The organism is Zhongshania sp., assembly GCF_047636175.1.
GTDB lineage: Bacteria > Pseudomonadota > Gammaproteobacteria > Pseudomonadales > Spongiibacteraceae > Spongiibacter.
The window spans coordinates 50948-64092 of record NZ_JBLIKC010000008.1 but is presented as its reverse complement, the minus strand read 5'-3'; the positions used below and the strand labels follow the sequence as shown (position 1 = coordinate 64092).

The window sequence follows — 13145 nt, the reverse complement described above, 5'->3', positions numbered from 1 at the left end:
CAATGGCTACAACATCCAAAACACAGGTTTTTGTTTGGCAAGGCGTAGATAAGCAGGGCCGTAAAACCCGAGGAGAGCTCAGCGCAGCTTCAAGTGCGCTGGTAAAAGCGCACCTTCGTAAGCAGGGTATTGCCGCTAAAAATGTGAGACGTAAGCCAAAGCCACTGTTCAGTAGTAAAAAGGCGATTAAGCCTGCAGATATTGCCATTTTCACTCGGCAAATGGCCACCATGCTCAAAGCGGGTGTTCCGCTAGTGCAAAGTTTTGACATCGTAGCAGAGGGTGTTGAAAACGAGACTATGCAACAACTTGTCGTTGACATAAAAAACGAAGTCGCCTCAGGTGGCGGTTTTGCAGCAGCGTGTGCCAAGCATCCCAAATATTTTGACGATCTATTCTGTAGTTTAATCGCATCGGGGGAGCAGTCCGGTACCCTCGAGGTTATGCTTGATCGCGTTGCAACCTATAAAGAAAAAACAGAGGCGCTGAAAGCAAAAATCAAGAAAGCATTAACGTATCCTATCGCGGTTATGGTGGTGGCCGTTATCGTAACGGCTATTCTGTTAATCAAGGTAGTACCCACCTTTGCCGTGACATTTGAAAGCTTTGGCTCTGACCTGCCTGCATTTACTAAGATGGTGGTCGCGCTCTCTGAATGGACACAAAGAAACTGGTTTATTGTATTAGGCCTTACCGTTGTTGCTGGTTTCGCATTTAAAAAAGCCCGCGAAAAATCTCAGCCCTTCTCTGATTGGGTCGACAAAATCGCCTTGAAAATCCCCATTATTGGCGACATCATCTTTAACTCGGTAATTGCACGCTTCTCTAGAACGCTGGCTACAACTTTTGGTGCGGGCGTCCCTTTGGTAGACGCACTGAACTCAGTGTCAGGTGCCGCGGGCAACGCCGTATATCGTAAGGCAATCATTCAAATACGGGACGATGTAACTACCGGTCAAACCCTGTACTCTTCTATCCGCTTCACTAATATTTTCCCAAATATGTTACTGCAGATGGTGTCTATCGGTGAGGAATCAGGTTCATTGGACGAGATGCTAGATAAGGTCGCGACCCATTATGAAGAAGCGGTAGATAATGCAGTAGATACGCTTACCGCCTTGCTTGAACCATTGATAATGTCGGTTCTTGGGGTACTTGTTGGCGGCTTAATGATTGCGATGTATTTGCCAATCTTTATGCTCGGCTCTGCAATGTAAAACAAGCCATCCGCAGATCACACATTAAAATTTTGGCTATCAATTAGGCCTCCCATGTCTGAGTGTTTTTATGACGTTGTTTGACACCCTTGCAAGCATCCCTTCGCTTGTCATCGGCTTAACAGGCATTTTGGGTTTGCTTATTGGCAGCTTTTTCAATGTCGTTATATATCGACTTCCCAAAATGATGGAAGCCAGCTGGCGGCAAGAATGTGAGTACTTACTAAGCGACGACATCTCAGCAGATCCGCACGATTCAGAGTCCACGGGCTTCAACCTAGCGATACCCAACTCCCACTGCCCGTCTTGCCAAGCACCGATAAAGGTATGGCAAAATATTCCCGTTATTAGCTACCTGCTATTACGTGGGCGCTGTGCCAGCTGTAACATCAAGATCAGCCCACGCTACCCCTTAATAGAAGTCATTACCGCACTGATAAGTATTTTTCCATTATTGGTATTTGGGGTTACGCCCTATGCTTTCGCGATTGTCTTATTTAGCTGGATGCTATTTATTCTGACCGTTATTGATATCGACCATCAATTGCTGCCGGACCAAATTACCCTGCCATTACTCTGGCTAGGCCTTCTTTATCACAGTATTTTTGACCATATTCCGATCACCGACGCCCTGTGGGGAGCGATGGCGGGCTATATGGTTTTATGGAGTGTATTCTGGCTATTTAAGATTGTCACCGGCAAAGAAGGCATGGGCTACGGCGACTTTAAATTATTAGCGGCCCTTGGCGCATGGCTAGGATGGCAGTATGTGCCACTGATTATTTTACTGTCCTCACTGGTGGGCGCCATCTGTGGTGGACTTATTTTAGCCGCAAGGCGGAACTCCACATCAACCCCAATGCCGTTTGGTCCCTACCTAGCGGGTGCAGGCTGGATTGCTGTATTCTGGGGGGATACTATTATTGACACCTATCTTGGCTTCGCAGGCTTTCACTAGCCATTGCCAACCTGAAACACAAAGATGATTGAAGCGACAAATGAGTAGTTTTATTGTGGGCTTAACGGGCGGCATTGGCAGTGGCAAAACCGCTGCCTCTAACCGCTTCGCGAAATTAGGTATTGGCATTGTTGATGCTGATGTTATTTCAAGAGAAGTTGTAGAACCTGGCACTGAGGCGCTGGCAAGTATTGCCGCGCATTTTGGCAAGAGCTTAATTCAAGCCGATGGCCAACTCGACCGCGCCGCACTGCGGCAAACTATTTTTGCCGACCCCAACGCTAAGACTTGGCTAGAATCCCTGCTTCATCCGCTTATTGCAAAGCATACAATCGAACAGCTGGACGAGATACAAAGCACGTACGCACTTTATGTTTCACCGCTGTTGGTAGAAGTCAAGCAACAAACATTTTGCCAACGCTTAGTGGTTGTCGATGTGCCGGAGTCATTACAATTAGCGCGCACCATTGAGCGAGACAACAATGAACAGGCCCAGGTTGAGCGTATTATGGCAAGCCAAGCAAGCCGTGAGACTAGGTTGGCCGCCGCTACTGATGTTATCGACAATACCACTGGCTTTGTCGACCTCGACCTGCAGGTAAGCCGACTACACCAGCAATTTTTAGCATTAGCAGGAACATACAAATGAGTAATATCGTCAAAAAGCCACCCGTCGTCGCCTGCCCTAACTGCGGAACAGAACTTATCTGGGACAGCCGAAATACCTTTCGACCCTTTTGCTCCGCGCGGTGCAAGAACAATGATTTAGTAGCATGGGCAAACGAAGACCACGCCATTCCCGGACAACCCTTGGAGGACGTGTTTAGCGCAGACTTAGATGGGAATTATTAAGCGGTCTTTGAGCGTTTAGCAGAACAAATGTTAAAGGTATTACGATTAAGGCCCTGTTCGCACCTAGCGTCGATACTCCCAGCATAGTCTCCAAGCGTAACTCGCGGAAAGATCTTAATGTGACGAGAATGAGGAATCTCTCGGTTTTAAGATTGCATCAATAATTGCGGTATTTGCAGCTGGAAAAGCGTATTTAGTAAGCGTTTTTGGCTTAATCCAACGTAGCGGCTGACCTTCCTTACCACGGGCCTCACCATCAAATTCCAGAACTTTCCATACATCGAGTAACACCACTTTATCAGTGTAGTCATGACGTATTTCAAGCAATTGAGTGCAGCTAGATGTGTGGACCACAATGCCGAGCTCTTCGTGCAGCTCGCGGGCCAAAGCGTTGCAAACGGTCTCACCAGATTCGACCTTGCCACCGGGGAACTCCCATAAGCCACCTTGATGCGCGTCGTCGTGGCGACGGGCAATCAGTATCTGGCCGTGGGGATTATAGATAACGCCAACCGCCACATGGACTCGTTTACTAGCTACGGTATTCGGCATTAATTTTAACGTAGTCGTAGGAAAAATCTGTCGTCCACACCGTTTCGCTGTGCTTCCCACGATTGAGATTGATAGCAATAGTTATTTCTGACTGCTTCATTACCGCAGCTCCTGCCGCTTCGGTATATGAAGCAGCGCGACCACCACTTTCAGTAATCAGCACATCACCGAGGTGGACGGTTAACGCAGATACGTCTAAAGAATCAACACCGGCGCGACCAATGGCAGCCAAAATACGCCCCCAGTTTGGGTCACTGGCAAACAGCGCGGTTTTCACCAAGGGTGACTCAGCAACCGCATAGGCAACTTTAAGCGCTTCGGAAACGTCATTAGCACCCGCTACTTCAACAGCAACAAACTTGGTGGCGCCCTCGCCGTCTCGAACAATAGCATGAGCCAGCTCTAGAAAGACCTCATTAAAGACGGTTTGCAAAGCTTCAAAAATCAGCCCTTCTGACACGGACAACACCGCCCCGCCAGCGCGCCCTGTAGCAACTAAAATACAGGAATCATTGGTAGAGGTATCGCCATCGATAGTAATGCGGTTAAACGACGCGTCGGCAGCAATATCTAACATACCCTGCAGTACTTCTGGTGCAATCGCAGCATCAGTAGCGACATAGCCCAACATGGTGGCCATATTGGGCTTGATCATGCCCGCGCCTTTAGAAATCCCAGTAACCGTGATGGTGCGACCCTCAATTTGAATCTGTCTTGAGGTCGCTTTCGGGCGAGTGTCGGTAGTCATAATACCGTTCGCTGCACGCTCCCAGCCATCGGCTGACAGCGCCTTTATCGAAGCGGGTAGTGCAGCTATTAATTTGTCGACCGGCAATTTCTCACCAATAACGCCCGTGGAGAACGGGAGCACTTGTTCAGGTGTGACACTTACTTCAGCAGCAAATGCTACACATGAAGCCACGGCATCTGCCATGCCAATAGCACCAGTACCCGCATTGGCATTACCGGTATTAATGAGTAAATAGCGCGGTGACGCTGCGGCGAGGTGTTTTTTAGAGAGCGTAACCGGGGCAGCGCAAAAAGCGTTGAGAGTAAATACGCCTGCAACAGCGCTGCCTTCTGCTAGCTCGAACACCACGGTATCAATACGTCCAGGCTTTTTAATACCAGCACTAGCTGTGCCAATCCGCACACCGTCAACAATATGGAGCGTGCCTAAATCACCCGAACCTACCGCCATGCTTGTATCTTCCTTAGTCTAACTTACCATGACATTGCTTGTATTTTTTACCTGAACCACAAGGGCAAGCTTCGTTACGCCCCACTTTAGGCGTATCGCGGACAAAGGTTTCAGGCTGGGCGGTGACCGGCGCTCGTTGTTTTTCTGCATCTTCGTCATCAAAACTTAAGCCGCTGGATTCTGCGTGTTGAAACTCCATTGCCCGCTTGGCTTGTTCTTCACGACGTTGCTGTTCTAAGGCCTCAGCGCTTTCATCTTGCTGCAAACGCAAATGCGCTAAGAATCGAACTACATCATGCTTGAGCGATACCAGCATCTCTTGGAATAACTGGAAGGCTTCACGCTTGTATTCTTGCTTGGGATTCTTCTGCGCAAAAGCGCGCAAATGAATACCGTGGCGCAGGTGATCCATGGTTGCCAAATGCTCTTTCCAAAGCGTATCCAATACCTGCAAGAATATATGCCGCTCTATTTTGCGCATATCGGCGCCGACCAAAGCACACTTGGCCTCATAAGCTTCATCAACGGCGGTATAAACGCGCTCGTGAATAACTGACTCATTCACAGAGCGGTCTTCATCCAACCACTGCTGAACAGGTAATACGACTTCAAACTCAGTCTCAAGACGACGTACAAGACCGCCCACATCCCACTGCTCTTCTAAGGTTTGTGGTGGTATGTATTCGTTAACGACATCGCCAACCACATCCGCTCGGATCGCTTTGAGCATATCGCTAATGTCGTCGACTTCTAATAGCTCGTTGCGCTGCTGATAGATAATCTGACGCTGATCATTGGCGACATCATCGTATTCGAGCAACTGCTTACGCATATCAAAGTTACGACCTTCAACTTTGCGCTGCGCTTTTTCAATAGCGTTCGATACCATGCGGTGCTCGATGGCCTCGCCCTTTTCTAAACCCAGCGCCTGCATGATGCCACGCACGCGATCTGAGGCAAATATACGCATCAAGCTGTCTTCAAGAGACAGATAAAAACGTGAAGCACCGGGATCACCTTGACGACCAGCTCGGCCACGCAACTGATTATCGATGCGACGTGACTCATGGCGCTCAGTACCGATTATCAATAGCCCACCAGACTGCATCACTTTTTCGTGGCGGATTTTCCAAGCTTCGCGAAGCTCATTAATCATCGCGTCGGAAGGATTTTCAAGCTTAGCAATCTCAACATCGACGTTACCACCGAGTACGATATCCGTACCTCGACCCGCCATATTAGTCGCAATAGTCACAACGCCCGGACTACCCGCTTGGGCGATAATTTCCGCTTCTTGCTCATGGTATTTCGCGTTGAGAACCTTGTGCTGAATACCTGCAGCTTTAAAGCGCTGCGACATTTCTTCAGAGGTTTCGATTGAGGCGGTACCGACCAAAATCGGCGCACCGGTTTCAACGACACCTTTCACATCTTCAACAATCGCGTCGTATTTCTCTTCTTTGGTCAAATAAACCAAGTCATTTGAGTCTCTGCGTGCACTTGGTTTATTGGTGGGGATGACCACCACGTCCAAGCCATAAATCTGGCGAAATTCGAATGCTTCAGTATCGGCGGTACCGGTCATACCGGCTAGTTTTTCGAACTGACGAAAATAATTCTGGAACGTCGTTGATGCCAGTGTTTGGCTCTCGGCCTGAACCGTTACACCTTCTTTGGCTTCAATCGCCTGGTGCAAACCTTCTGACAAACGACGACCGGCCATGGTCCGACCAGTATGCTCATCAATTAGCACAACTTGATCATTCTGAACAATGTATTCCACGTTGTTGTGGAATAAAATATGAGCGCGCAAGGCCGAATTGACGTGATGTAGTAAATTCAGATTACCTGCAGAGTAAAGGCTATCGCCTTCATCCAATAATTTCGCCTGGGTAAGCATATCTTCAGCTAGCTGATGACCGTGCTCTGTCAACTCAACTTGACGCATTTTTTCGTCAATAGTGTAGTGGCCTTCGTCTGTAGGCTTACCGGCCTCATCCACTTCAGCTAATTTTAAGGAGGGAATAAATAGATTGATTTGCTTGTAAAGCTTAGAGCTATCTTCCGCGGGACCGGAAATAATCAGTGGCGTCCGCGCCTCATCGATCAGGATAGAATCGACTTCATCGATAATGGCAAAATTCAGGCTGCGCTGAAAGCGGTCATTGATTGCAAACGCCATATTATCGCGCAGATAATCGAAACCAAATTCGTTATTGGTACCATAGGTAATATCAGACTCATAGGCGGCGCGCTTTTGATCCGACTCCTGACCAGAGCGAATAACGCCGACCGCCAGCCCTAGAAATTCATAGAGTGGTCGCATCCAATTAGCATCGCGCTGCGCAAGGTAGTCATTAACCGTGACCACAAACACGCCATTGCCGTCTAAAGCGTTAAGATAAACCGCAAGCGTCGCCACCAGCGTTTTACCTTCACCCGTGCGCATTTCCGCAATGGTGCCTTCATGCAAGCTGATGCCGCCGATAAGCTGCACATCAAAGTGGCGCATACCCATCACTCTGCGGCTGGCCTCCCGGCACACCGCAAACGCTTCACTCAGTATCTGATCGAGGGTTTCACCGCCGTTTATGCGCTCCCTAAACTCACCGGTCTTGGCCGCCAGCGCCGTGTCGTCTAGCGCACTCAAGCCCTCTTCAAGGGCGTTGACCTTGGCCACCATTTTACGCATCCGCTTGAGTTCGCGGTCGTTTTTGCTACCAAAAAACTTTCTTACTACTGCTGTTATCATGATGAATTCGTTACTATTCCCGGGATCGTGTCCCTATCATTGATGGCTTTGGCAAATTGCAAAAGTTCTAATCTGGCTCTGCCCGAACATGATACTGAGTTCCAAGCCATGAATCGAATTTATAGAGCGTACGAAAACCGCGCCAAGTTACATTATCCGAATTAAAATATGACGACCGCTCCACCGTAATATTCATTTGAATTTACGCCAAAGTTCGCACTGATTACCCGCAGGTAGGAAATAAACTATACCCTTACACCGCGGCGCAATATCGCATAGATGAGAGAATATTACCATGCTTAGGCTGACGCCAGATCAAGCATGGCAGGGATATACACTAAGCTACAGCGGCTGGCGCCATGTAACTAATCGGTGCGTCAGCAGGGTCTTCAAACGTTACCCACTCCCAAGCATCCGTATCCTTAATAAGAGCGCGAAGGGACGCATTATTAAGGCCATGACCTGACTTGTAGGCCCTAAACTCACCGATCAAACTGGTACCCAATAAGTACAGATCGCCAATCGCATCCAACACTTTATGCTTAACAAACTCATCTTCATAACGAAGCCCTTCTTCGTTTAGAATACGGTATTCATCAACCACGATGGCGTTATCAACACTGCCGCCCTGCGCCAAGCCTTTGGAGCGCAAATATTCAATTTCGTGCATAAATCCAAAGGTTCGCGCGCGGCTGACTTCTTTAACAAACGATGTACTTGAAAAATCTAGCTCTGCATGACCAGTCCGGTCTTTAAAAACCGGGTGATCGAAGTCAATGGTAAAAGAGACTTTAAAACCGTCAAAAGGGAGGAAACTCGCGACTTTATCACCATCTTTTACCGTCACCGGACGCTTTATACGGATAAATTTCTTAGGCGCATTTTGCTCCTCAATCCCGGCAGATTGGATGAGGAACACAAATGGCCCAGCGCTGCCATCCATAATAGGCACTTCCGAGGAGCTGACTTCGACATAGGCATTATCAATACCCAGACCCGCCATTGCCGACAGCAAATGTTCAACCGTAGATACTCGCACGTCGCCGTTCATCAACGTGGTCGACAGCGTGGTATCACCCACATTTTCAGCACGAGCGTGGATTTCAACAACTGGATTTAAGTCGGTACGACGAAAGATAACACCGGAATCAACCGGTGCCGGCTTCAATGTCAGGTAGACCTTTTCACCTGTATGCAAGCCTATTCCAGTGGCACGGATAGTATTACGTAAGGTACGTTGTTTAATCATGTATCACACTCACTCTGTAAACCGGACGACTACATATACAGGGACGACCTCGTCATGTGCTAGCGAAAAATCGCTAACACCCCGCCCTGCTGCACCGGCTTCTGCTAGTTAATCGGCTTGACGCCGCAGAAACGCAGGAATATCTAAGTATTCCATGTCTTTATCTGCCATTGGCGCCGGAGCCACATCTCGCGCAACCGCCGCTTGTTGGTTGTTGCGCATTACTGTTGGTCGATCAAGCCTACGATAGTCGGTTGAGCGCGCCTCTACAGGTCTAGACTCAACTACTTTTAGTGGCGTTTCTTGTCCAAGTCCGTCAAGACCGGTTGCGACCACGGTCACACGCAATTCATCAACCATATCGGGATCAATTACCGTTCCGACAACAACTGTTGCGTTCTCGGACGCGAACTCCTCGATAGTATCCCCGACATCGTTAAACTCGCCTAGGGATAGATCTAGACCTGCGGTAATATTAACCAAAATGCCGCGAGCCCCTTGCAAATTAACATCTTCGAGCAAAGGACTACGAATCGCAGCTTCAGCAGCCTCACGAGCACGATTTTCGCCAGTGGCGGTACCGCTACCCATCATCGCCATACCCATCTCAGACATCACAGTGCGCACATCGGCAAAATCGACGTTGATCATGCCTGGGCGAATGATAAGGTCTGCAATGCCTTGAACAGCACCCAACAATACATCGTTTGCGGCTTTAAAGGCATCCAGCAAACTGGTGTTTTTACCCAAAACTGGCAGCAACTTTTCGTTCGGAATGGTAATCAACGAATCCACGTGTTGACGCAGTTCCTTCATGCCTTCCAACGCGACGGCCATCCGTTTCTTGCCTTCAAAAGGAAATGGCTTAGTAACAACCGCTACGGTCAAGATTCCCAGCTCTTTTGCCACCTGCGCAACAACTGGCGCTGCGCCAGTACCTGTGCCGCCACCCATCCCCGCGGTGATGAACACCATGTCAGCACCTTGCAGCGCTTCGGCAATACGGTCGCGATCTTCCATCGCCGACTGACGGCCGATTTCAGGGTTTGCACCCGCACCTAAGCCCTTAGTGATGGTCGTGCCCAACTGCAACACGGTTTTAGACGACACATTCGTCAAAGCCTGCGCATCGGTATTGGCGCAGATAAAATCTACCCCCTCTACGTTTGATGCAATCATGTGCTTAACAGCGTTACCGCCGCCGCCACCAACACCCACTACTTTAATTACTGCGTTTTGAGGAACGTTATCTACTAATTCAAACATGGTTTTCTCCCTTTTACATATTCAATCGCGCTGCCAACGCGACCGCCTGTCACTTCGTTAAAAATTATTTTGAATCCACTGTTTCAGATTCGCCAAGAAACCACCGCTGCGGATGCGACCGCGACCGCGGCCGCCGCGCTCCGCCTGATGTTTAATACCGTAATGCAGCAAACCCACCCCGGTAGCGTAAATGGGGTTGCGAACAATATCGGTTAATCCACGTGCATCCTGCGGAACACCGATACGAACTGGCATATGGAAGATCTCCTCAGCCAATTCAACAACCCCTTCCATTTTTGACGTACCACCGGTTAGAACAATACCGGCGGCACATAAGTCTTCGTAGCCGCTACGACGGAGCTCTGCCTGTATTAAGGTAAACAACTCGTCATAGCGCGGTTCAACCACTTCTGCCAAAGCTTGCCTAGAAAGCTCGCGCGGCGCGCGATCGCCCACGCTGGGCACTTTAATCATCTCGCCCTCGCCGGCTAACTGAGTCAGCGCACAAGCGTATTTAATCTTTATTTCTTCCGCGTATTGGGTTGGCGTCCGCAAAGCCATGGCAATGTCATTAGTGACCTGGTCACCGGCAATAGGAATAACACCGGTATGGCGAATCGCCCCATCGGTAAAGATAGCGATATCGGTGGTGCCACCACCGATATCCACCAAACACACGCCAAGCTCTTTTTCGTCTTCGGTCAACACCGCATAGCTTGATGCCAATTGCTCCAGAATCACGTCTTCAACTTCCAAGCCGCAGCGACGAATACACTTTTCGATGTTCTGGACTGCGTTTACTGCGCAGGTAACCAAATGCACCTTGGCTTCAAGCCGCACACCGGACATGCCAAGGGGTTCCTTAATGCCCTCTTGCTCGTCGATGACAAATTCTTGGGGCAAAATATGCAGCACTTTTTGATCAGCGGGAATCGCAACGGCCTGCGCAGCATCGATCACTCGATCAAGATCCAGCTGGAACACCTCGCGATCGCGAATCGCGACGATACCGTGGGAATTCAAACTGCGAATATGGTTGCCGGCAATACCCACGTAAACGCTATGGATCTCGCATCCCGCCATCAGCTCCGCTTCTTCGATCGCGCGTTGAATGGAATGCACAGTGGATTCAATATTAACCACCACTCCCTTCTTCAAACCCCGCGACGGATGCGAACCAATGCCGACAATTTCCAGCTTGCCGTCTTCGTTCATCGATCCAACGATAGCCACCACTTTCGAGGTGCCAATATCCAGACCGACGATCATCCGGCTTGCATGTGAACTAGCCATTGCTTTGCTTCTCCCTATTTAGCGATCCGTTCCGCACCGGTAACGCACTTACTTTAGCCATTGTCTTTATCTACCTTCCAACTGATGCCATGACACTGCCAAACCATTTATATAGCGTGTGTCTACCCGCCTTACCTGCTCAAAGTCTGCCGCCAATTGCTGCTTGTAAACCCACATAAAGCGACGCAACTTCTCCAGCGGCTCCTGCCGTCCAAGTACCAGCACCGCGCCGCCATTTAAGGTAGCGATCCATCCACCCCGGTCATTCATTTGCAAGCGCTGCAAAACCAAGTTCTCATCACCCAGTAGCTGACTCATCAAACGATACTGGCGCATAATTTCAATGGCACCACCGTCTGGGCCCGTCAGCAAGGGTAAGCTTGCGTCGCTACGTAATTCCTTAGCTGGCAAAAAAATCTTGCCGCGATGATTAAGTAAACCGCCGTTACCCCATGCCGCTATTGGCGTTTCCTCAACAATCGTAATTTTTAACTCTCTAGGCCAAACCCGCTCCACAATGGCGCGATATACCCAAGGTTCCTGCTCCAATTCGCTCTGGATACTCTCCAGATCTAAACTGATATAACCCACTGCCAAATGGCTAGTAACCCTATCAACCAGAATCTCACGGCTGACGTGGCGAAAATCTCCAGCAAACACCACCCTATCAACGGGAATAGATTCCAACTGGCTACCCAGCCGCTCCACTCCATATACAAAGCCCATCACCGCCGCCACCAATAGAAGACGATTAAAAATACGCCCCCATTCCCGCGATACCGGCTGGCGCTCACTGCGCTCCGGTTTACTACGCTTAAAGCGATTATGCTTGGCGCTTACCCGCTTCATTAGCCGGCTGTACCTTCACCGATACTGCCCGCCAATATTGCCAGCACTAGCTGCTCAAAATTTAAGCCTGCTTGCTTGGCCGCCATCGGCACTAAGCTGTGATCCGTCATACCCGGCACGGTATTCACTTCCAGCAGATAAAAGCGGCCGTCGATGTCGCGCATCACATCGACACGCCCCCAGCCCTCGCAACCCAAGCTGTTAAACGCTGCCAATGCCAGCTCGCTCAGTTCCAACTCTTCCTGTGTACTTAAACCGCAGGGACACAGGTAGCGAGTCTCGTCCGATACATACTTGGCATTAAAATCATAAAATGCGGCGTCAGTTTCGAGCTTGATCGCCGGCAGCGCCACCCCATTTAAGATCGCGACAGTATATTCACTGCCTACCACCCACTGCTCAGCAAATACTCGGCCGTAGGCTTGCGCGTCTTGCCATGCACCGCGCAACTCTTCTGCAGTCGCTGCCCGCGACATACCAATGCTAGAACCTTCACAGGCCGGCTTAACAATAACCGCACCGAGGTCTGTAATAATCGCCGCCCAGTCGCTGGCCGCCGTCAATTCAATAAATTTCGGGGTAGACAACCCCATCCCCAACCACAACAATTTGCAGCGGAACTTATCCATCGCCAAGGCGGAAGCCATCACGCCACTGCCGGTATATTTCACGCCTAAACAATCAAGCGCACCCTGCACTGTGCCGTCTTCTCCACCGGGGCCGTGCAAGGCGATAAACACATTGCTGAACTCCGCCTGTAAGTACTGCATCCAGCCATCATCGGCGACATCAATAGTTTCAACAGCAACGCCTTGGCTGGCAAACGCAGCCGCCACCGCCGCACCGCTTTTCAATGAAACCTCACGTTCGGCAGAGCGGCCGCCAAACAATACGGCCAACTTGCCGCCAATGGCCTGATTAATACTTGCTACCGTCACATCGCTCATTAGTAGTGC

12 protein-coding genes are annotated in these 13145 nt (G+C 49.7%); 4 read left to right on the top strand and 8 right to left on the bottom strand.

The genetic code is table 11. The features are described 5' to 3' along the window. The first annotated feature begins 2 nt into the window (after positions 1–2). From ACI955_RS06455 to ACI955_RS06440, 4 genes are all read left to right on the top strand, one after another. Complete coding sequence (locus ACI955_RS06455) at positions 3–1217, top strand: type II secretion system F family protein (RefSeq protein ID WP_415242911.1); 1215 nt, start codon at positions 3–5, stop codon at positions 1215–1217. Between the two features lie 70 nt (positions 1218–1287). Further along, positions 1288–2175 (top strand): prepilin peptidase, encoded by an 888-nt coding sequence (locus tag ACI955_RS06450; protein WP_415242910.1) that lies wholly within the window; start codon positions 1288–1290, stop codon positions 2173–2175. Between the two features lie 40 nt (positions 2176–2215). Continuing rightward, positions 2216–2824 (top strand): dephospho-CoA kinase, encoded by a 609-nt coding sequence (gene coaE, locus ACI955_RS06445; protein WP_415242909.1) that lies wholly within the window; start codon positions 2216–2218, stop codon positions 2822–2824. Next, a complete protein-coding gene (locus ACI955_RS06440) occupies positions 2821–3027 on the top strand; it encodes a DNA gyrase inhibitor YacG (protein WP_415242908.1) in 207 nt (68 codons plus the stop codon). Before coaE ends, ACI955_RS06440 begins: the two co-directional genes overlap by 4 nt. A gap of 114 nt (positions 3028–3141) precedes the next feature. Here the strand turns inward: ACI955_RS06440 and mutT are convergent, their stop codons facing one another. From mutT to ACI955_RS06400, 8 genes are all read right to left on the bottom strand, one after another. Then, positions 3142–3579: an 8-oxo-dGTP diphosphatase MutT gene (gene mutT / locus ACI955_RS06435; RefSeq protein WP_415242907.1), complete on the bottom strand. Its 438-nt coding sequence runs from the start codon at positions 3577–3579 to the stop codon at positions 3142–3144. Continuing rightward, positions 3560–4780 carry a bifunctional glutamate N-acetyltransferase/amino-acid acetyltransferase ArgJ gene (gene argJ, locus ACI955_RS06430; protein WP_415242906.1) on the bottom strand — a complete coding sequence of 407 codons (1221 nt, stop codon included), beginning with the start codon at positions 4778–4780 and terminating at the stop codon, positions 3560–3562. The genes mutT and argJ overlap by 20 nt, the downstream gene beginning before the upstream one ends. A 13-nt stretch (positions 4781–4793) precedes the next feature. After that, positions 4794–7532, bottom strand: coding sequence for a preprotein translocase subunit SecA (secA, locus tag ACI955_RS06425; protein WP_415242905.1), 2739 nt, complete (start codon positions 7530–7532; stop codon positions 4794–4796). 337 nt (positions 7533–7869) lie between these two features. Continuing rightward, on the bottom strand, positions 7870–8781 hold the full coding sequence (gene lpxC / locus ACI955_RS06420; protein ID WP_415242904.1) for a UDP-3-O-acyl-N-acetylglucosamine deacetylase: 912 nt from the start codon (positions 8779–8781) through the stop codon (positions 7870–7872). Positions 8782–8889: 108 nt separating this feature from the next. Further along, complete coding sequence (gene ftsZ, locus ACI955_RS06415) at positions 8890–10047, bottom strand: cell division protein FtsZ (protein ID WP_415242903.1); 1158 nt, start codon at positions 10045–10047, stop codon at positions 8890–8892. 57 nt (positions 10048–10104) lie between these two features. After that, positions 10105–11340 carry a cell division protein FtsA gene (gene ftsA, locus ACI955_RS06410; RefSeq protein WP_415242902.1) on the bottom strand — a complete coding sequence of 412 codons (1236 nt, stop codon included), beginning with the start codon at positions 11338–11340 and terminating at the stop codon, positions 10105–10107. Between the two features lie 66 nt (positions 11341–11406). Then, positions 11407–12189 carry a cell division protein FtsQ/DivIB gene (locus ACI955_RS06405; protein ID WP_415242901.1) on the bottom strand — a complete coding sequence of 261 codons (783 nt, stop codon included), beginning with the start codon at positions 12187–12189 and terminating at the stop codon, positions 11407–11409. Further along, on the bottom strand, positions 12189–13136 hold the full coding sequence (locus ACI955_RS06400; RefSeq protein ID WP_415242900.1) for a D-alanine--D-alanine ligase: 948 nt from the start codon (positions 13134–13136) through the stop codon (positions 12189–12191). The genes ACI955_RS06405 and ACI955_RS06400 overlap by 1 nt, the downstream gene beginning before the upstream one ends. Between the last annotated feature and the right edge of the window lie 9 nt (positions 13137–13145).

What these genes read in the sequence shown, in the direction of transcription:
- secA (WP_415242905.1), bottom strand. Translation starts at nt 7,532, where the DNA reads ATGATAACAGCAGTAGTAAGAAAGTTTTTTGGTAGCAAAAACGACCGC.
- ACI955_RS06400 (WP_415242900.1), bottom strand. Translation starts at nt 13,136, where the DNA reads ATGAGCGATGTGACGGTAGCAAGTATTAATCAGGCCATTGGCGGCAAG.
- lpxC (WP_415242904.1), bottom strand. Translation starts at nt 8,781, where the DNA reads ATGATTAAACAACGTACCTTACGTAATACTATCCGTGCCACTGGAATA.
- mutT (WP_415242907.1), bottom strand. Translation starts at nt 3,579, where the DNA reads ATGCCGAATACCGTAGCTAGTAAACGAGTCCATGTGGCGGTTGGCGTT.
- ftsA (WP_415242902.1), bottom strand. Translation starts at nt 11,340, where the DNA reads ATGGCTAGTTCACATGCAAGCCGGATGATCGTCGGTCTGGATATTGGC.
- ACI955_RS06440 (WP_415242908.1), top strand. Translation starts at nt 2,821, where the DNA reads ATGAGTAATATCGTCAAAAAGCCACCCGTCGTCGCCTGCCCTAACTGC.
- argJ (WP_415242906.1), bottom strand. Translation starts at nt 4,780, where the DNA reads ATGGCGGTAGGTTCGGGTGATTTAGGCACGCTCCATATTGTTGACGGT.
- ftsZ (WP_415242903.1), bottom strand. Translation starts at nt 10,047, where the DNA reads ATGTTTGAATTAGTAGATAACGTTCCTCAAAACGCAGTAATTAAAGTA.
- ACI955_RS06450 (WP_415242910.1), top strand. Translation starts at nt 1,288, where the DNA reads ATGACGTTGTTTGACACCCTTGCAAGCATCCCTTCGCTTGTCATCGGC.
- ACI955_RS06455 (WP_415242911.1), top strand. Translation starts at nt 3, where the DNA reads ATGGCTACAACATCCAAAACACAGGTTTTTGTTTGGCAAGGCGTAGAT.
- coaE (WP_415242909.1), top strand. Translation starts at nt 2,216, where the DNA reads ATGAGTAGTTTTATTGTGGGCTTAACGGGCGGCATTGGCAGTGGCAAA.
- ACI955_RS06405 (WP_415242901.1), bottom strand. Translation starts at nt 12,189, where the DNA reads ATGAAGCGGGTAAGCGCCAAGCATAATCGCTTTAAGCGTAGTAAACCG.